Consider the following 18,663-nt stretch of genomic DNA (forward strand, 5'->3'; position numbering starts at 1 on the left):
AAAGGTGTCTGTGGCGATCCGCATTGATGTCGAGGCCCTGTGGGCCGCACGCCATCGTGGCCCCACTACGGTCACGATGCACTGGAAAGAGAGAGTGACCCGATGGATTGGCGCCACCGCGCTGCATGTCTCACCGAAGATCCCGAGCTTTTCTTCCCCATCGGGAACACGGGACCGGCGATCACCCAGATCCAGGAAGCCAAGGCAGTGTGCCAGCGCTGCGAGGTCATGAACATCTGTTTGAAGTTTGCGCTTGAATCCGGTCAGGATTCGGGCGTGTGGGGCGGCCTTTCCGAAGATGAGCGCCGCTCGCTTAAGCGCCGCACCGCGCGTGCGCGCCGCGTCGCCTGACGCCGCCTCAGAGCCCGCCTTTCGGCGCGGCCACGTCAGCTCCCATATGCAACTGGGTCGCTCTGGGCGAGCCCCATTGAGCGCGCAAAGTATGGCCCCGCACGCCCTTCGGACTCAGGCCAACGGCCACCCCTCTATTAGCGTGAGAGCGGGTCGAGATACACGTCAATCATGGCGCGCGTGCCACCGTCGGGCCTGTTCTCCCACGTGAGCACCCCACCGAGTTCCCCCTGCACGAGAGTTTGCGCAATGTTCGTGCCGAGCCCTTCGGGCTTGCGGGGCATGCCGCTGCCGTCATCATCGACGTAAATCACGAGGTGCGTTCCACTGCGCTCACTTGTGACCGTGAGATTTCCCCCCGTTTCCGAGAGCCCGTGCTCGACCGCATTCGTCGCGAGCTCGGTGAGCACGAGTGCAAGCGGCGTGGCTTCCTCGGCTCGAACCAGCCCAGCCTTACCAACCTTGTGCGTCGCAACCGTGACTTGCCCAAAGCCGCTCGCGTGGTCGGCAGAACGTACCGTTGCCGCAGCCGCATCAACCGCGAGACGGAGGCAACGATCGATCACATCGTCGAGCAAAACGGTCTCCTCGCTCCCCTGCAAAAGGGATTCGTGCACAAGCGCGATCGTCGAAACGCGACGCATAGCTTCAAGTAGGGCTTCCTTAGCTTCGTCGCTTTTCATACGTCGCGATTGAAGGCGCAAAAGCGCCGCGACCGTTTGAAGATTGTTCTTGACACGGTGATGGACCTCGCGGATCGTCGCGTCTTTGGTCATGAGTTCTTTCTCGCGGCGCCGCACTTCGGTGACATCACGTACGAGGATGATCGCCTCCGTGCGTTTGCCCTTGCGCGTAATCGGAATCGCGCGTAGCGAGAGAATCCCACCTCGCGCCTGCATGTCCACGCGCCACGCGGCGCGCCCCGTCAGCACGAGCGGGAGCGACTCGTCAACAGGGATGCGCGACTGAAGATCGGCCGTTGCGAGCTCCGCGAGAAGACATCCGACCATGTCTCCCTGCATTCCGCAGCGGTGGAAGGCCGAAAGTGCGTTGGGCGAGGCCGCCTTCACGACGCCCTCGCTGTCGACAGACACCCAACCATCACCCACACGCGGCGCCCCGCGGCGAGGCGGAACCGGCGCCCCCTTGATGGGGAACGCCCCCTCCCCCATCATGAGGAGAAGCTCTCGGCCGAGACGGTACTGCTCCACTTCCGAAGCCGTGAGCCGCGCATCAGCCGGTGAAGTAAATGACTCGATCGAAAGAACCGCGAGCACCGCCCCCTTACGGCGCACGGGCGCGAAACGCACGAACGCCGGGCGTGACTCGCGCTCGACCGTCACGAAAGTGTCAATGTCGTCATTGCCCGCCTCGGCATTGTCGAATGCATCGAGCAGTTCAGGCCAGTCCTCACGCGTGTACACGCTCGAGATTGGGTCCTCAAAATACACGGTATTGCCGTTGGCCGGGCGCGAATGCGCGGTCGCACACATGCCCTCTTCGCGAGGCACCCACAGCACGAGATCCGAACCGAGCAGATCTGAAATGACCTGCCAATCCCCAAGCAAAAGCTGAAGCCATTCGACTTCGGGCTTCGGCGTTTCATCGTCGTAGGTGAGAACGTTGTTCACAGTGGGAGCCATGCCTCAAGCCTACTGCCTCGCGGTACTCCACCCCCTCTCGGGCGCAGGCTCGCGTCACTAAGGCTCGATAGGCTTGAGCCCACACGAGAGTTGAGGAGACCGCAGTGAAAACACTCCACGAAACCATCGAGTACAACGCGAGCACCGAGGAGGTCGCACATTTTTACGCGAGCCGTGAGAGTGCGCTAGAGCGTGCCTCGAGACTCGGTGTGCGAAACACGCGTGTGGAGGTTCAGGGGGATTCCGACGGCGCCTTCACTACCACGATCCTGGCGAATGTGCCTCGTGAGCAGGTGAATCACGAGAAGTTCCGCCGTTTTCTCCCGGAGCACCTCGAGGCCACCATCGTGCACGAATGGGATGCGCCTTCGGGCGGTGCGCGTACGGGTCGGCTCCGCGCGAGCGTCGCCTCGCTACCGGTCAACCTCTCTGCGGATTTCACGCTTGAGGGCAACGGCGAACATTCGCGCATGAAAATTGAGGCGCAGCTCAGCGTAAAGATCCCCCTCGTGGGAGGGGCGGTGGAGAAGGCGGGAGCCGAAGCCGCTGGGGAGATCTTCCGCACCGAGGAGTCGTTCGCGAACGAGGTCCTTCGGCGGGAGCGCTAGCCTTCGAGAAATTCTCTCACGGAGTTCGCCTCACTCGGGTCGAACCACAGTGCATCGGGCGCGTAGGGGTCATCAGCGACCTCTGAAGCCGAGTTTTGGGTGATGAGGTAGGCCTTGAGCGGAATCGTGTAAGCCTCGCTGCGAAGCACGTGCGACCATTCCCCGGTTTCGGGCGAGGAGTCGCGTTCGAGTGCGCGGTCGGGGAGGTCGAACGCCGCAATGGCGATACGAGAAGCGCCCCTGTTCGCATGGGCAAATGACAAAATGCATTCGCACAGTGCTTCGAACTCTCGCTCTTCCACCTCGTCGCCGCTGAGAGCGGTCGTCGATGCGGTGGGCACTCCCCACACGCGGGCCTTTGCAGGCAGATCGAACGTGGGGTTCGACATGTCGGTGACGCTCGTGTCTCCCGCGAGCGCATTCACGGGGCAGTACACGCGCATGTGCACCCTCCTTGGCCTCGTAGCTGCTAGAACCTCAAGATTAGCGAAAAAGGTTGTGGTGGAGGTGAGCGGCCAGTCGCGTGAGGGACTGGCGAAGCTTCGATTTTGGCGCGGATTCGGCGAGAAGCACGCCGTCCCACCTTGCTCGAGAGACCGTTGCCGCATCGAGCGGCAGTGCAAGACACGCATCAAAGTCGAGGCGTGAGCGGAGAGTTCTTTCGATGCTTGCGAGTGTCACGCTCGAGTCAAGTTTGTTCACCACGACAGTGATGGGGCTCTGCGTGAGCTCCGCGACCTGAGGTGCCTCGCGCACGAACCGAGTCACGCTGATGGGGTCTGCCGCCACCACGGCAAGAACGTGCGAAGCGGCCGCAAGTGCGGTTCGCGTTGCGCCGTTGCGTTCCTGAGTTCCGTAGTCGCTGCTCCCACTATCGCTCTCGAGGGGTCCCGCAACATCGGCGACGACGACGTTCGACGCCTCCCGGGCCTTCGCGAAAACCCCTTCGAGGGCGTTGTCGTACACCTCGATGTACCGAGAAGGAACGCCAATACCGCTCAGGAGGTGGAGGTCATCGCTGACAAGCGGAGAATGGTGAAGCAAAACCTCTAGCGTGAGTGCGCCCTTATCGCTCGCGCGGCATGCGGCAACGAGGCCCGGAACTTCATCGAGTACGCCAAAGAGCTGTGTGAGGCACGGGCCGTAGGTATCGGCGTCGATGAGGATGCTTTCTCCCCTGAGAAGCGACAGTTCGTGCGCAAGGTGCGCGGCGACGAACGAGCGGCCTGGAGCACCTCCGGGCCCCCACACCGTCATCATCGGCGCTGACGGTGCCTCTCCATCGGGATCTTGCGTCCACGTCGCCTGATCCGGATCCTCAGCCTCGAGCCCGGCTTGCATGAGGAGTTCGTAGAGCGCTTCCGGTTCGATCCCACCGTGTGCTTCGAGGGTGATTCCCAGGGTCGCGGGATCGGTGCGGCTCGCGGGAGACGTGATGGCGATAACTCCCGTTCCGCCGCGCCTGATCTCGTGGACGACTTCGCGTGAAAGCCCTTCCACATCGACATCTAGGAGGAGCACATCGCCGAGTTCGGTTCGCGTGAGCGCAAGAAGTTCCGTGAGGTCAACGCAACGACGAAGTACTCGCGCGTGTGAAGCAAGCCGCTGTGCGATCGTCGAAACGAGCTGAACCTCATCGGCACCTGATGCGCATACGAGAACGTCGATCATTCGGCATCCTCGAACAAACCCGGTGCTTCAACGACGTAAAGATTCCTCTTCGCTCCCAGGGCATCGAGGACACTTGCGACACTAGAAGCGGGGACCAGCACCTCAACGCGGGCGCCACGGCCGCTGAGGCCACCGCCTTCGTCAATGCCACGCACGATGGCACCTTCGACGAGGATTGTCGAGGGCTCTCCTTCCTCACCGCCCGAAGCCCACACATCCACGAGCGCACCTTTTCTGAGCGAAGACGTGACGGGTTGTGCGACCTGGATTGTCACTGGACGCATCGCGGAATCTGAGGCTTGCCCCACGGCAGCGCGCGGAAGAAGTTCGCCTCGGGCGATGCTCTCGCGCGCGACGGCACCTTCCCCGATCGCCTCGGGCCGTTGCACATAGTGTTCGCGGCTCTCGCCCATGCGGACCTCGGCGACGGCAAAGTGCTCGGGCGTGAGGACGTCCCCCTCGGCGATGTCAGTCGTGGCGACGAGGACATCCTCACTCGAGGAAACCATCGCAAAAGCAAGACCGCCCACGAGAGTACTACCGAGTACGAGCGCCGCTCCCGTGAGAAGTCGAGTATCGCGGTACGGATTTTTCCTGATGCGTCGAAAGCGCGTGCGCTCCCCCATTGACCCCCCAATGTTCGTGAACCACATAGTTCCCCTTGAGCATAACGACAGTCACGATAGTGCGCGAGCGATTTATTCGAATGTGGACAACCCTTGATCGACTCGCCCCGCGACACTTATCCACACCGTCGCACCACGAGCGCGTGTCCATGCGAAAATAGTGGAAGCCAGGCTGACCGAGGAGCACCATGCCAATGCACTTCTACACGCTCGACGAGGTGTGCGAGATTCTCGCGATTGAGAAACCGCAAGCCTATTCGCTCGTGCGCAGCGGGAGTTTGCGCGCGATCAAGCTTGGGGGCCGTGGTCAATGGCGCGTAGAGGAGGCCGAGCTACGCGCGTTCGTCGATCGCGCCTATGCCGAAACAGAGGCCGAGATCCTCGCTCACAACACCACGCGCGCACCTAAGCGCACGCGCGAAACTCCCTAGACGACCCACAGGGCTTCGAGCGAAGAAAAAGGGACGGAAGTGAGCCCTCGCGAGAGCGTGGAGGCGTCGGATCCCTTCACCACCCTCAGCTCAAGGTGGTCCGCAAAAACTCGTGCAACCACACCTGAAAAATCCCCCGCAACCGTGACGAGAACCGCTCGGCGTCCAGTTTCGGCAAGCCCTTGAACGGCGCTGCGTATACGTAGCCGCGGGTGCCTCTCGTCAGCGGGGCGGACCCGGCTAAGCCGCCCACTCAGCCAGGCGATTCTCTGAGCATTCACGATAATCCTCCGCGGTGGGTGGAGGGCGTCGAGTTCGATCCAATCGCGCCCTACCCGACGAACACGACCTTCGTAGGCGCGGCCAGAGACGAGCCCCACCGTTACGGCGGCCCCTACCGCCCCTGCGACCCGGTCGAGAAGTTCTACTTCAGAGCGTTCCGCATCAGCTAGCTCGTGCGCGTCCTCGCGAACGCGTTCAAGACGCTCGCGCTCGAACCAGCGATCCAGGTCATCGAGGCGGTCTTCGGCACTCATGCGAACAAAGTACCGCACGAATGATCGTGACCCCTTGCACATCCACCAAAGAGCACATATCATCATCAACGAACACCAAAGTTCATCAAATCGCATCAAATGGCGCGTGGGCTACCAGTGGAACAGGGAACCCACTCGAACGCCCGGGAGTCCAATACTCCCCGGATCACCACAGCGCCATTAGCCAAGGGGGAAAAACCATGACTACCACAGCACTGCGGCATGGCCACCGCGCCGAAAGCACAACAGCACACGATGCTCCAGGGCGCATCCCCCTGGAGATCAGGAAGTCCCGCGCACTCGCGAAGGCCCTCGCTTGGCTCGCAGTGAGTGCCATGGCCGCAACCGCCCTTACCTATGCCGTCCAGGGGACCCACGCGAGTGGCGGAGCGCGGCAATTTACACTCGCGATCTTCGCCCTCGGTGCGGGCGGCTTCACCGCACTTACCGCCCACCTGAGTGTGACGTGGATCCTCATCTGGTGCGCTGTTGCTGCACCTCAGCGATCTGCTCGCCGAACCTGCGCACTCAAGGTGCTTCGACTCTGGTCGCCTCGAGCTGCGCGCCTCGCCGTCGTTGCGTTAGGGGTATCGGCCACAGCACTCTCACTGGGAAATCCGTCACGCGCCTTCGCCGAGGCGGCAACCCCAATAGCCACCGTCACGCACGCGAACAGCGCCTCCGATTCTGGCGGAGATGATCAGGCCAAGGAAGAAGCACGCGGCAACGAAGCAACCGATGCCTCGGGTGTCACAACCCTCGGTTGGGCTCCAACGGAAGAGGCAGCCAACGCCACCTCGATCCCTCCACTGCACGCCACTCCCGAGCCAGAACCGTCCTACGCCATCGCCTTCTCAGGTTCTTCGGAATCGTTGCCCGCACCGGAGCCCCTTCCCCAGGCGCCTTCACCAAAGCCTCCCGGTCACGGGGAGATCGCCGCCCCGACGCGCGAACATCGCGCCACGCACTCGGATCACACCTACACGGTGAAGCCCGGTGACACCCTGTGGTCCATCGCGAGGCAGCATCTCACGCATGAAAAAGGCGAGCGCCCCACAAACGGTGCGATCGTTCGTGAAATCGACCGGATCGCCTCGCTAAATCCCACGATCGACAACGTCGACCTCATCTTCCCCGGCCAAACCTTCCGCCTCTAATCTCTAACCCCATCACGAAGAAAGACTCACGCCATGCTCAACAACACTCAGCCTTCCTCGCCCGGCACCCACACGCCCTTCGACAACGACGAGAAAGCACGCACAGTCGTCGAAGCCGTCGCGCGTCAAGCACTCGAGATTCTCAATGGCTATCGGCCGCCAACATCCCTCAGCAAGATCCTTATCCCGCAAGAACAGGAGAGCTTCGCGAAACGGGTCTCATGCGTGAAAACGTACCGGAAAAACGCGGGCATCCGGGTCTCGCCACGTATAAGCGTTGGCGGCGTGCACATCTGCCGAGTCAACGACGACGTGATCGAAGCAAACTCGGTCGTGCGAGATTCGCTTCGAGCCCGCTTCGTGTGCATGCGATGGGAGAAGAAACGCTCGGGCTGGAAGATCACAGCTCTCGAACTCGGCTAGCCCCACTTTCACGAGGAGCGCCGGAGCGTCAATTCTTCTTCGCGCGCTTGCGCTCCTCACGTTCCTTGCGTCGGCGTTCCGCACGCGAAAGCGGACGTTCAGGAACGGCTTCCCCTTCTGAAGAGCTGTAGGAGAGCTCCTCAACCTTGGGACCGTCTCCGAGGCCCTTCGCGGAAATGTCGACGCCCTCGCTCATCTCCTCAGATGCAGGCTCCGTGGCGCCAGACACGACCTTTGCCTTCGCAGCCGCGTCGCGCACGAGCTTCGCGACTTTCTCGGGGACCTGCCCCTTGCTCGGTGCCTCCTGAACCTTGACTTCAAGGTTGAAGAGGTAGCCCACAACGTCTTCCTTGATGCCCGCGACCATGTCGTTGTACATGAGGAAGCCTTCGCGCGCGTACTCGATAACCGGATCACGCTGCGCCATCGCGCGCAGGCCGATGCCCTCCTTGAGGTAATCCATCTCGTAGAGATGCTCGCGCCAGCGTCGATCGATCACCGAGAGCAGTACTCGGCGCTCAAGCTGGCGCATAGCCGCCTCACCGAGCTCGTCCTCGCGCTTCTCATAGGCAAGGGCAATATCCGAGCGGATCTCTCGTTCGAGACGTTTCGCCGTGAGGTTTTCTTTGCCGCCAACTTCCTCGACGACGTCCTCGGCGGTAATGGACGCGGGATAGAGCGCCTTGAGGCTGCCCCACAGCTCGTCGAGCTCAAAATCCTCGGCGCTCTTGCCAGCAGTGGCGTTGCGCACGAGTGCCCCAACAACATCGTCAATATAGCTCGAGATCGACTCACCGAGGTCCTCTCCCTCGAGAATGCGATTGCGATCCTCATACACGCGGGCGCGCTGCTTTGTCAGCACGTCGTCGTACTTCACGACGTTCTTACGGATTTCGAAGTTCTGTGACTCGATACGCTTTTGAGCACCCTGGATGGAACCCGTCACGATGCGTCCCGTGAGCGGAGTGTCCTCGTCTACGCCGCCGCGCTCCAGGATCTGCTCGGCGCGTCCCTGCGAGAAGCGGCGCACGAGGTCGTCTTGAAGTGAAAGGTAGAAGCGGGATTCGCCCGGATCACCCTGGCGGCCCGAACGGCCGCGAAGCTGGTTATCGATGCGGCGCGACTCGTGACGCTCGGTGCCGAGCACATAGAGCCCGCCGAGTTCAACGACCTCGTCGTGCTCCTTGGCGACCTGTTCGCGTGCGGCTTCGAGCGCTCCGTCCCACGCAGCCTCGTACTCTTCAGGCTGCTCTTCCGGGTCGAGACCTCGTTGTTCGAGGTCTTTCGTTGCCATGAACTCGACATTGCCGCCGAGCATGATGTCGGTACCGCGGCCCGCCATGTTGGTGGCAACCGTCACGGCGCCCTTGCGACCGGCCATGGCCACGACGGCGGCCTCCCCCTCGTTGTTCTTCGCATTGAGAACGTTGTGAGGGATGCCCTTCTTCTTGAGGAGCGAGGAGAGGTACTCCGATTTCTCAACGCTCACCGTGCCCACGAGCACGGGTTGTCCCTTCTCGTGGCGCTCCTCGATGTCGGCAACGACAGCGCGGTACTTGGCCTTCTCCGTGCGGTAGATCTGATCCATTTGATCGATGCGCTGCAGCGGCAGGTTCGTGGGAATGGGCACGACGCCGAGCTTGTACGTTCCCATGAACTCGGCAGCCTCGGTTTCGGCGGTACCGGTCATGCCCGCGAGCTTCTCGTAAAGCTTGAAGTAGTTTTGGAGGGTGATCGTGGCGAGCGTCTGGTTCTCAGCCTTGATGGCGACGCCTTCCTTCGCTTCGATCGCCTGATGCACGCCTTCGTTGTAGCGGCGGCCCGAAAGGATACGGCCCGTGTGCTCGTCGACGATCATGACTTCGCCGTTCATGACGACGTAGTCCTTATCGCGTTTGAACAGTTCCTTCGCTTTGATGGCGTTGTTGAGGAACCCGATCAGCGGAGTATTGAGCGACTCGTAGAGATTATCGATGCCGAGCTGGTCTTCGACGAGGTCGATACCTGGCTCGAGAATGCCGACAGTGCGCTTCTTTTCATCGACTTCGTAGTCGCGATCGCGCTTAAGCTTCGTGGCGACGCGCGCAAATTCGGCGAACCACTTATTGACATCTCCCGATGCCGGGCCCGAAATAATGAGCGGGGTACGAGCCTCATCGATGAGGATCGAGTCAACCTCGTCGACAATCGCGAAGAAGTGGCCGCGCTGCACCTTGTCGCTCACGGAGTGCGCCATGTTGTCGCGCAAGTAGTCGAAGCCGAATTCGTTGTTCGTGCCGTAAGTGATGTCGGCGGCGTACTGTTGGCGACGCTCCGCGGGGTCTTGTCCGGAGACGATCACGCCGGTCGTGAGACCGAGCATACGGAACACACGCCCCATGATCTCGCCCTGGTATTTCGCGAGGTAGTCATTAACCGTCACGATGTGCACGCCCTTACCGGCGAGCGCATTGAGGTAGGCGGGAAGTGTGGCGACGAGGGTCTTGCCCTCACCGGTTTTCATCTCGGCAATTTCGCCACGGTGAAGCGCGGCACCGCCCATGAGCTGCACGGGGTAGGCGCGCTGGCCGAGCGTGCGTCGTGCAGCTTCGCGCACGGTCGCGAAAGCCTCGACCTGGATGTCATCGAGAGTTTCGCCGTCGGCGAGGCGCTTCTTGAACTTCTCGGTTTCATCGCGAAGTTCTTCATCGGAGAGTTCGAGGAAGCCCTCCTCGATATCATCAACGCGTTGCGCGATGTCGGCGAGGCGCTTGCGCTCACGGCCCTCACCGGCACGAAGAATGACGTCGAAAAGCTTGGCCACTGGAAAACTCCCTTAGAGGATCTCGTCATGCACGCTCACGTGCGGAACACTCACGGCGCGGTTTCCTTACAGATAACAGCGCGAACCGTCCCAGTCTACGTGGCGAAGGGGGTCCGCGCGCTACTCGAGCGCCCGAACCCCCCGAGGAAGTCGTCACACGCCGGAAAAGCCCCCTGCTAACTGGGCTTTTACCGTGCGAATAGTTTTATTCCAATTCGATAACGCCATAGTTCCAACCCTTACGGCGGTACACCACTTTCGGGTTGGAGGTCTCTTCGTCGATGAAGAGGTAGAAGTCGTGGCCAACGAGCTCCATTTGGTAAAGGGCGTCATCGATGCTCATCGGTTGCGCCTTGTGCTTCTTTTCGCGAATCACGATGGGGGAAGTAGGCGCCGATTCCTCGACCGATTCTTCGCCCTCGTTCTCGAGGTCTTTGCGCCCCTCGTTTTCGGCCTGCGCAAAAAGCTCTTCAATGCGTTCGGTATCCGCCTGCATCTTGCGAAGCGTTTCCGCATCGGCACCGTGCCCCCTTGAGCGTCCGCGGTGACGATCCTTACGCCGATCGGCAAGGCGACGCAAGCGTTCAAGAAGCTTCGCGAGCGCGAGGTCAAGAGCCGAGTAGAGGTCCCCGGAGCGCGCTTCGGAACGGATAACCTGACCCTCGTCATGGACGGTGAGCTCGACACGCTCGCTTTCTTCGGCGCGGCGTGGGTTCTTTTCGGACGAAACCTCGACGTCAATTCGCATGGCGCTTGGCGCGAGCTGGGAGACCTTTTCGAGCTTGCCCTCGAGGTGGCGCTGGAAGCGTTCGGAAACGTCCATTTGACGGCCAACAACATTGATATCCATGAGAAATCCTCCAGAGTTGAGAAGTGCGTGGGCGGCCACGTTCCGCCCGGTTCTACGGGTGGGTGGTTCACCTCCTCCTCATGAGGTTCGCGGCGTCCCTGCCGCTTTGAGTCCTTCAATTATGGGACTTCTGACTGAAAACGTACCGCAGGTCACACGGGTAGACTTGGAGTGTTTGCGCGCGGAAGCCTCGCTGAGGCGATCGTGAGTGCCGCGCACGTGCGCACGCCGAGGGCCTCGAGAGCATCGCTCGTCTTCTTGAGAGTGCTGCCGGTTGTCACAACATCGTCGAGAATGACAGCCCGTGCGCCCCTCATCCCCTCCCATTCGGCTACCCTTTTCGGGCCGATCACCCGCTCCGTGCCTCGTGCCCTCTCGCGCTTGGTCCGTGAATGTTGACTCATTCCGCTGAGCACTAGCGCCGGTGCCACGCCCACCCTTGCGTGTGCACCCACACTTTCGGCAAGGAGTCGCATATGGTCCTCTCCCCGATGCCTCACCGCTTCGGCCCGCGAGGGCACGGGGACGATCACGTGTCTGTGGATGCACCCTTCACTGAGCTCAGTGAGGGCATCGGCAAGGAGAGGCCCCAAGTAGTTGGCGAGAGCAAAGTGGCCCCCGTTTTTGTAGTCGAGGATGGCGCTTTTCACGCGCCCTTCATACTCGGCAAGCGTCGCCACACGAAATGCCGGCGCAATCTCGAGCTCACGACCATCGGCACTCGGGCGCGCTTCGCACACGCCCTCGCACACGCCCTCCACCCACACGGTTCCGTGCGAGAATTCGCCCGCACATTCGTCACACAAGTGAAGGCCGCTCTCACCGCACGGGCATGAGAACGGCACGAGGGACTGCAGCGCGATACTCGCAAACCGCGCGAAGACCCGAGGGCAGTCAATGCTCATACCCTTATTCGAGCGCGTGGGAGGGGGCATGCCAAGTCCCCTTCGCGAACGTGGGGAAAACCGGCAGCCGTGGAGCACGTTCCGACGGCTGCGCCGCCACCACCTCGGCTCTAGTACAGAGCGATATCTCGCCCGCGCACGTCGATGTGCGCCCACGAATCCACTTTCCTTTGGACGACTTGGCCGTCTCCGCTCCCCACGAACATGAGACGTGCCTCGAGCGAGCCGGCCACCGACGTCGTGTTCTCGCGCAACTCGCTCACTTGCTCGAAACCCGTGTGCATATTCCACGAGATTGCCATGGGCAGGGTGCTTTCTCCCGAAGTTCCCCACAGCAGGATCGATTCCTCGGAATACCACGCGATACCGTCAACGGTCTCGAGTGCGACGCTTACGCTGAGAGGCTCCGCAAGGCCCAATGGGGCGCCATGCTTCTCTCGCACGATCCCGATGATGCTCAGGGTGATGGCTCCGCGCGAGCCATGCACGACAGCGAGGCGCACCCCATCCGAGGAGAGGGAAGTGAAGGCAATGTCGGCTGTGGGCTGCCATGGAACGGGAAGCCGTCGCACCTCAACCGATAAATCGGCGCTCACCGCGATAAGTTCGGGCGCGCCGACGCTCGGCATCGTCCAGGCATACCCAAATTGATCGATGCTCGGGGCACACAACTCTTCGGCCAGGCTTTCGCGGCGCACATGAGCGTCAGCAGAACGGTCGGTCACGAGAAGCGTTCGGCGATCAAGGCTCACCGCGCTTGCGTAGCGACCGTTGGCGCTTATTCTGCCCAGCCGAACAGTCTCGGATGCGAGGGCCGGCACGAGCGATGCTCCTCCGGTGTCGCTTGCGAGTGACACGATGCCGCTGTCCCCCGAGCCATAGAGCCTGTGGCCCACCGAGGCTTTTACAGGGTGGGAATCAGGGGGAAGGGCGATTTCCTCCCGACCGTCCATGAACACCACTCTTGGGACTCGCTTGAGGCTCAGAAGGGTTGCGGAGATCTGGGCGAGGGCAAGGGCGCGTTCATCGTGAGGGAGTTCAAGAACCGACGCCGGGGGCTGCACAACGAGGTCACCCGCCTCATTCCTTGAGAGCGCACTCGGGGCAATGACGCTGCCCTCGTTGAGCGCGGAACGCACAGCATCCTTCAGGTATTGAGGCGGCCCGAGCGCGAGCCGGTTGAAGGCCGAGGCAAACGTCGATTGACGCAAGAACCATCGAGGATCGGCGACGAGAGCATCTCCCGCATTCGCCACGAAGTACACGCGCACGGGTTCGAATAGTCGCGCGAAATCTTCCGACCCGAGCACGAGCGCATCGGGGGTTTCGGAGATTCGCCACTGCCCGTTGACCTGCACGAGGCGAAACTCTGCCTTTTCCCGCTCGGCATGAAGATTGACCGCGCGAACCCCGGTGGGTGACACCTTGGAGACTACCGGTACTGTCACGGAAACTTTGTCGCCATCTATTTCCTGGAATACCAGCCCCTCGGTCTCAGAAAATTCAATCCCGGTCATGGGTTTCCACGACTTGCGAATACTCTCCGCAAGGTATTCGCGAGCAGTGCGGTTGCCATCCTCGACTCCGAGATGCGCGGCAAGGAACCCTCGCACAATATCGATCTTGGTGGCTCCCGGATCGGGCGGTGCCACGGCTGTGTCTCCCTGTGCACCGAGACCGATCCCCTTCACTGGAGTTGTGTGCACCTCCGAGGAATTGGGGATGCGTGCACATCCCGCGAGCGCCGCGACGCTCGCCCCTGCGAGAACGGCGCGTCGCCGAAGCATTCGCGCACCGAACCCTTGCCTCATCACTCCGTGTCCCCCTTCTCGACCGGCCGCACGAGCGCGAGCGGAGCCGCAGCGAGTTTCTCCCCTGGGGTTCGCGGCAAAAGTAGCCGGAACACCGCAGTTTCCCCTTTGACGCCCCAAGCTTCGAGGAGGCCTCCGTGTGCTTCGGCATCCTCTTGCGCAATCGCGAGCCCAAGCCCCGTTCCGCCTAGCGTATGTGTACGCGAGGGTGCGGCGCGCCAAAACCGATCAAACACCCGCTGCGCCTCTTGCGGGCTTAGGCCTGCGCCGAAGTCCTGTACCGTGAGTGCGAGCGTCGATCCGCGCGCCGCCGTTCGCACATCAATCACGCCGCCTGAGCCGTGCTCGATCGCATTCGTCAAGAGGTTCCGCACGATCCGCTCGATGCGCCTCGAATCCATCTCCCCGACGGTATCGTCACTCAAGTGGTGCACGCGGATATCGGCGTCATATTCCCGCGCAATGGGCACCAACTGCTCGACCTGCTCGTCAACCAAGCCCGCGAGTGACGTCGGCTTCGCCTCAAGCTCAACCGTGCCGGCCTCGTGCCGTGAAATCTCGAGGAGATCCGCGATAAGTGCCTCGAATCGCGCGACTTGCTCCCGCAAAAGTTCGAGACTGCGCTTGCCCGAAGGAGTAAAGGACTCTTTTTCCATCTCGAGCATCGCGGCCGCCATCTTAATTGTGGTGAACGGCGTGCGTAGCTCGTGGGAGACGTCGGAAACGAAGCGTTTTTCAAGCTCGGAAAGCTCAACGAGCTCGGTAATGGTCGATTGCAGCGAGGCCGCCATATTGTTGAAGCTCGTTCCCATGCGCGCGAGGTCATCACCACCTTGGATAACGAGGCGATAATCGAGGTCGTTTTCCGAAATATGGTCGACTGCTCGCGCCGCGCGCTTGAGGGGCGTCGTGACGATGCGCGAGATGACAAGGGAGACGAGGAAGAACAACAGTACGAGAACCGCCCCGCCGATGACGAGGATCGCGTTGACGCGGTCGAGAGTCTCCTGCTCCTGCGAAACCGAATACAGCATGAGGAGTCTGTAGCGGCCCGCACCCGCAACATCAATGGTTGTGCCCACGAGGATTGCTGGCCCCGAAACTCCATGCTCAACGTATTCGATGCTCCGATACACGAACTGGTCATTGGCCGCATCGAGTTCCCGCTCGAATTCAGCGTTCACGAAGGCTGTCAGTGCCCCATTGTTGGTCACAGCGTCGCCCGGGGTTGGCCCCACGGGGATCACTGCGAGTCCTTTAAAGACTTTTGGATCTCCCGCGGTCACCCCTTCCATGAACGAGATAATCACGTCTTGCCGCTCGTTCACGGACATGCCGACGAGGGGCTCGAGGTCGCTCACGAGTGTTCCTCGCATGGTCTCGGACTGCTCGAGCGAGCGGTCACGCCTCAATTCGTAGAGCGCGTCGGAAATCGCGGTCGAAAGGAAAGTTTCCACGACAAGGATCGCAAGAACCGCCAGGAGCATCGTTGCAAAAACTGCACGTGCCGCGATCGGCCACGTCGAGAATTCGCGAAGGCGAACGCGCCCCGCACTTCGCGAACTGATCTGAGAGTCGTCCGCAGCAGCCGGGGGAAAAAGGCGTTCGCGAAGGCTACTCACCCGCGCGGTAGCCCACCCCGCGCACCGTCACGATCAGGCGCGGATTGTCGGGATCAATTTCGATTTTCGAACGCAAGCGTTGCACGTGCACATTCACAAGACGCGTATCTTTCGAGTGCTGATAGCCCCACACTTCCCGCAAAAGGTCCTCGCGGCTAAACACCTGGGAGGGGTTGCGGGTCATCTGAATGAGAAGACCGAATTCTATCGGAGTAAGGCGGATCGTTTCACCGTTCCTCAGCACCTGGCGGCGATCAACATTGATCTCGAGATCCCCGAGTGTAAGGATCTCCGCCTCACCGTGCGGTGCTCGGCGCACTCGCGCACGAATGCGCGCAACAAGTTCCTCGGGTTCGAACGGCTTCGTGAGATAGTCGTCGGCGCCGACCTCAAGCCCCTCGACCACCTTTTCGGTTTCGGTGCGGGCTGTCAGCATGATGATGGGAACATTCGAGCTTTCGCGAATGTTCCTGCAAATCTCGATGCCGTCCATTCCGGGCAACATGAGGTCGAGAAGGACGAGGTCAATGTTCTCGCGCTCAAGAATGGCGAGTCCTTTACGCGCGTCGGGAGCCGTCACGACGCTATATCCGCGGCCTTCAAGAAGAATTGAGACCATCTCTGCAATTGCGGCATCATCGTCAATCGCGAGAATCCTAGGGGGTGTGCTCATGCCGTTATCCTGCCAGAAACCTGTAATGGTCGAAACTCTTCTTGCTCATCAAGCTCTGAGAGTCTCACACTATGAGCATAGGAACGTCACCTTCACGCGTGTATGTGCGGCCGCACGCAGTGCATGAAATCGGCTCTACTCGCAGGTCAAGTTTCCCATGGCACGCAGGGCAACGCATGAGGTTTGCGACCCAGCTTTCCTCGCTCTGGCTTTTCTTTTCCGACGCCACCTGGGCCTCCTCTTTCCCGGAATCACGCGTGGTGCTCCCGTCTGGTAGTCCCCGTTCATTCCGAACCGCGGCGAGGGCTAGATCGCGCATGCGTTCCATGGTCGCCTCGTTGGCAGCCTCCACATTGAGCCGCACGAGCGGCTCAGTTCCCGACGCGCGCACCGATAGCCACCAGCGTTCGCTCGGGTCATGGGAATCGTCCCAGTGGGTAAGCGTCACGCCGTCAAGATCATCGCGACGCGCACCCTGCTCGACACACAGCGTCGCGACGCGTTCAAGCACGTCGGTCACTGGCTCTGCGACCCGTGAGTTGATCTCACCGCTTACCGCGTACGGAGCGCAGCGCTCGAGAAGGGCACTCAAGGGCACCTCTCCCGCCCGTTCAAGTGCGCGCAAAACGTGCAGCGCCGCGAGCATTCCCGAATCAGCAAAGAAAAAGTCGCGGAAGTAATAGTGCGCAGAGTGCTCGCCGCCGAAAATCGCCTCGCGCTCCGCCATCACCTGCTTGATGATCGAATGCCCCACCTTCGTGCGCACATACTCGCCGCCAGCCGCCTCAACAATCTCACGGACCGCACGGCTCGAGACGGCGTTGCCAATCACCACGGGGCGTGAGTGAGCATCGGACCGTGCCCGGGCGATTTCGCCTTCGGCAATCATCGCGGTGAGCGCGGATGGAGGCACGATCTCGCCTCGCTCGTTCACAACGATGCAGCGATCTGCATCGCCGTCGAACGCGAGACCGAGATCCGCGCCGCTCTCACGCACCGCCGCTTGCAAGTCCCGAAGGTTCTTCGGCTCCAGGGGGTTCGCCTCGTGGTTCGGGAACGTACCGTCGAGATCAAAAAAGAGCGGGATGATCTCAAGCGAAGGAAGATGAGAGGCGAGTGCCGGGACCGTGTGTCCGGCCATCGCGTTTGCCGCGTCCACCACAACTCTGAGCGTTCGCGTGCCCTCGAGCGGGACGAGCCGGAGCATCGTCGCGATATAGTCCTCAAGCGTATCTAGTGATTCGAGTCTCCCACCCTCGCGCACGGGAATGTTTCCTTTGGCAAGGTAAGCGCGCGCACCGTCACGCACGTCAAGAAGCCCATTGGCGCGCCCCACGGGTTTCGCGTGAGCAAAGCACATTTTAATGCCGTTGTCGCGCGCCGGGTTGTGGGAGGCAGTGATCTGCGCACCCGCTGCGGCAAAGAGCCCACTCGCACAGTAGAGCTGATCGGTCGAACTGAGCCCCGCATACGCGACGGTAGAGCCTCGCCTTACCGCACCGCGGGCGAATGCGTCCGCGAGATCAGGGCTCGAGATCCGCATATCGTGCGCAACGATAATGTCGCCCGCATCGAGGTAGTCAGCGAAGGCCGCGCCGAGGGCTCCCGCAACCTCCGGGGTAAGAGTCTCGTAAGCGACACCACGAATGTCGTAGCTACCGACGATCTTGTCGAGAATCGCGGCAGCGGATCGCTCCCTCTCAGCGTTCATCGCTCTCGTCCCTCACGAGCGTGAGGCGCCGGCGCCCTGGGGGATGAGGGGCCGACGCTTGCTCGCCTTTATCGGTTCCCACATTCTGGTAACTCGCTTTGGCGTCAGGTTCATCGGCGAGTGCACGCGCAAGCGCGAGCACGTCGTCTTCCGGTTCGAGCGGGGCAGGGGCCATCACGACCGTCCACCCTCTCGGCGCCGTAAACGCTGCGGCGTGCTGTGCGCACAGGTCGTAGGTGTGAGGCTCGCTCTCGCGTGAAAGCGGGCCGATGACCGCGGTCGAATCCGCGTACACAAACGTGAGGGTTGCGACGGCTGGCTGAGAACATGAGGACTTTGAGCATGAACGGGCAGACACGGCCACCATCTTACGGCGCAATCACCCACGAACCACACGACGCGGCCGCCCGCGTAGGCTAATGGCATGCCTTTCACACGAAAAGCCGGGCCGCGCAGGCGAGATCGGCACGGACGCGGACTGCGCAGCGACCTCATCCCTTCGCATCTTCCGGGGTTCATGACGCCGAGCGACCACTTCGATGCGCTCGTCGCTGAAGCGATGGGGCCCCTGTATGCACGTTTCTCGAAGCTCGAATTCCTCCAGGTCCTCATCGAGGAGGTGCCTCTCGACACGGGCGCACTCGATGCGCCGCCACTAGGGCGATATTTTCCCGGCGCCCGTCGGGCACGCCCACGGATCGTCCTTTACCGGCGCGCGATCGAATCGCGCGCGAGAAATCGCGATGAGCTCGCGGAACTCGTGTATGTCGTCGTCCTCGAGAACGTTGCGGTGGCCCTCGGAAAAAGGGTTGAGGAAATCGATCCCTGGGCTGAGTAAGGCG

General features: G+C 61.5%; 19 protein-coding genes. 6 read left to right on the forward strand and 13 right to left on the reverse strand.

What is annotated here, in order from left to right; all coding sequences use genetic code 11:
- Window positions 1–102: 102 nt before the first annotated feature.
- Window positions 103–351: a WhiB family transcriptional regulator gene (locus NBW56_RS02815; RefSeq protein ID WP_016664986.1), complete on the forward strand. Its 249-nt coding sequence runs from the start codon at window positions 103–105 to the stop codon at window positions 349–351.
- 137 nt (window positions 352–488) lie between these two features.
- Here the strand turns inward: NBW56_RS02815 and NBW56_RS02820 are convergent, their stop codons facing one another.
- Window positions 489–1,994: a sensor histidine kinase gene (locus tag NBW56_RS02820; protein WP_250257911.1), complete on the reverse strand. Its 1,506-nt coding sequence runs from the start codon at window positions 1,992–1,994 to the stop codon at window positions 489–491.
- A 104-nt stretch (window positions 1,995–2,098) separates the two neighbouring features.
- Between NBW56_RS02820 and NBW56_RS02825 the strand changes: the two genes are divergently transcribed.
- Window positions 2,099–2,602 carry a DUF2505 domain-containing protein gene (locus NBW56_RS02825; protein ID WP_250257912.1) on the forward strand — a complete coding sequence of 168 codons (504 nt, stop codon included), beginning with the start codon at window positions 2,099–2,101 and terminating at the stop codon, window positions 2,600–2,602.
- Here NBW56_RS02825 and NBW56_RS02830 read toward each other — a convergent pair.
- From NBW56_RS02830 to NBW56_RS02840, 3 genes are read right to left on the reverse strand one after another with little or no spacing between them, the layout of a single operon-like run.
- Window positions 2,599–3,045 carry a hypothetical protein gene (locus tag NBW56_RS02830; RefSeq protein WP_250257913.1) on the reverse strand — a complete coding sequence of 149 codons (447 nt, stop codon included), beginning with the start codon at window positions 3,043–3,045 and terminating at the stop codon, window positions 2,599–2,601. The genes NBW56_RS02825 and NBW56_RS02830 overlap by 4 nt on opposite strands.
- Window positions 3,046–3,085: 40 nt before the next feature.
- Complete coding sequence (locus tag NBW56_RS02835; RefSeq protein WP_250257914.1) at window positions 3,086–4,273, reverse strand: CpaE/TadZ family protein; 1,188 nt, start codon at window positions 4,271–4,273, stop codon at window positions 3,086–3,088.
- Window positions 4,270–4,926, reverse strand: a complete 657-nt coding sequence (locus NBW56_RS02840; RefSeq protein WP_250257915.1) for an SAF domain-containing protein — start codon at window positions 4,924–4,926, stop codon at window positions 4,270–4,272. Before NBW56_RS02840 ends, NBW56_RS02835 begins: the two co-directional genes overlap by 4 nt.
- A 161-nt stretch (window positions 4,927–5,087) precedes the next feature.
- Between NBW56_RS02840 and NBW56_RS02845 the strand changes: the two genes are divergently transcribed.
- Window positions 5,088–5,330 (forward strand): helix-turn-helix domain-containing protein, encoded by a 243-nt coding sequence (locus NBW56_RS02845; protein ID WP_074299026.1) that lies wholly within the window; start codon window positions 5,088–5,090, stop codon window positions 5,328–5,330.
- Here NBW56_RS02845 and NBW56_RS02850 read toward each other — a convergent pair.
- Complete coding sequence (locus tag NBW56_RS02850) at window positions 5,327–5,866, reverse strand: hypothetical protein (protein ID WP_250257916.1); 540 nt, start codon at window positions 5,864–5,866, stop codon at window positions 5,327–5,329. The genes NBW56_RS02845 and NBW56_RS02850 overlap by 4 nt on opposite strands.
- A 200-nt stretch (window positions 5,867–6,066) precedes the next feature.
- On the opposite strand from NBW56_RS02850, the gene NBW56_RS02855 reads away from it, so the two are divergent.
- Window positions 6,067–7,023 carry a LysM peptidoglycan-binding domain-containing protein gene (locus NBW56_RS02855; protein ID WP_250257917.1) on the forward strand — a complete coding sequence of 319 codons (957 nt, stop codon included), beginning with the start codon at window positions 6,067–6,069 and terminating at the stop codon, window positions 7,021–7,023.
- 33 nt (window positions 7,024–7,056) lie between these two features.
- Complete coding sequence (locus NBW56_RS02860; RefSeq protein WP_065248117.1) at window positions 7,057–7,446, forward strand: Rv3235 family protein; 390 nt, start codon at window positions 7,057–7,059, stop codon at window positions 7,444–7,446.
- A gap of 28 nt (window positions 7,447–7,474) precedes the next feature.
- Here the strand turns inward: NBW56_RS02860 and secA are convergent, their stop codons facing one another.
- The 8 genes from secA to NBW56_RS02900 all read right to left on the reverse strand — a co-directional run bounded on the left by secA (window position 7,475) and on the right by NBW56_RS02900 (window position 18,179).
- Entirely contained in the window at window positions 7,475–10,249 is a 2,775-nt protein-coding gene (secA, locus tag NBW56_RS02865) for a preprotein translocase subunit SecA (RefSeq protein WP_250257918.1), read from the reverse strand.
- 205 nt (window positions 10,250–10,454) lie between these two features.
- Entirely contained in the window at window positions 10,455–11,099 is a 645-nt protein-coding gene (gene hpf / locus NBW56_RS02870; protein ID WP_250257919.1) for a ribosome hibernation-promoting factor, HPF/YfiA family, read from the reverse strand.
- A gap of 152 nt (window positions 11,100–11,251) precedes the next feature.
- A complete protein-coding gene (locus tag NBW56_RS02875) occupies window positions 11,252–12,004 on the reverse strand; it encodes a ComF family protein (protein ID WP_250257920.1) in 753 nt (250 codons plus the stop codon).
- Between the two features lie 110 nt (window positions 12,005–12,114).
- Complete coding sequence (locus NBW56_RS02880; RefSeq protein WP_250257921.1) at window positions 12,115–13,791, reverse strand: LpqB family beta-propeller domain-containing protein; 1,677 nt, start codon at window positions 13,789–13,791, stop codon at window positions 12,115–12,117.
- 23 nt (window positions 13,792–13,814) lie between these two features.
- The gene (mtrB, locus tag NBW56_RS02885; RefSeq protein WP_126846529.1) at window positions 13,815–15,437 is read right to left on the reverse strand and encodes an MtrAB system histidine kinase MtrB; all 1,623 of its coding nucleotides are present in this window, start codon (window positions 15,435–15,437) and stop codon (window positions 13,815–13,817) included.
- The gene (gene mtrA / locus NBW56_RS02890; protein WP_065248123.1) at window positions 15,430–16,110 is read right to left on the reverse strand and encodes an MtrAB system response regulator MtrA; all 681 of its coding nucleotides are present in this window, start codon (window positions 16,108–16,110) and stop codon (window positions 15,430–15,432) included. Before mtrA ends, mtrB begins: the two co-directional genes overlap by 8 nt.
- 64 nt (window positions 16,111–16,174) lie before the next feature.
- On the reverse strand, window positions 16,175–17,821 hold the full coding sequence (locus NBW56_RS02895) for a phosphomannomutase/phosphoglucomutase (RefSeq protein ID WP_250257922.1): 1,647 nt from the start codon (window positions 17,819–17,821) through the stop codon (window positions 16,175–16,177).
- Window positions 17,811–18,179 (reverse strand): DUF3499 domain-containing protein, encoded by a 369-nt coding sequence (locus tag NBW56_RS02900; protein ID WP_502799324.1) that lies wholly within the window; start codon window positions 18,177–18,179, stop codon window positions 17,811–17,813. The genes NBW56_RS02895 and NBW56_RS02900 overlap by 11 nt, the downstream gene beginning before the upstream one ends.
- 66 nt (window positions 18,180–18,245) lie before the next feature.
- Between NBW56_RS02900 and NBW56_RS02905 the strand changes: the two genes are divergently transcribed.
- A complete protein-coding gene (locus NBW56_RS02905; RefSeq protein ID WP_250257924.1) occupies window positions 18,246–18,659 on the forward strand; it encodes a metallopeptidase family protein in 414 nt (137 codons plus the stop codon).
- Window positions 18,660–18,663: the final 4 nt, after the last annotated feature.

Origin of the sequence: Dermabacter sp. Marseille-Q3180 (assembly GCF_940792985.1) — a bacterium.
GTDB lineage: Bacteria > Actinomycetota > Actinomycetes > Actinomycetales > Dermabacteraceae > Dermabacter > Dermabacter vaginalis.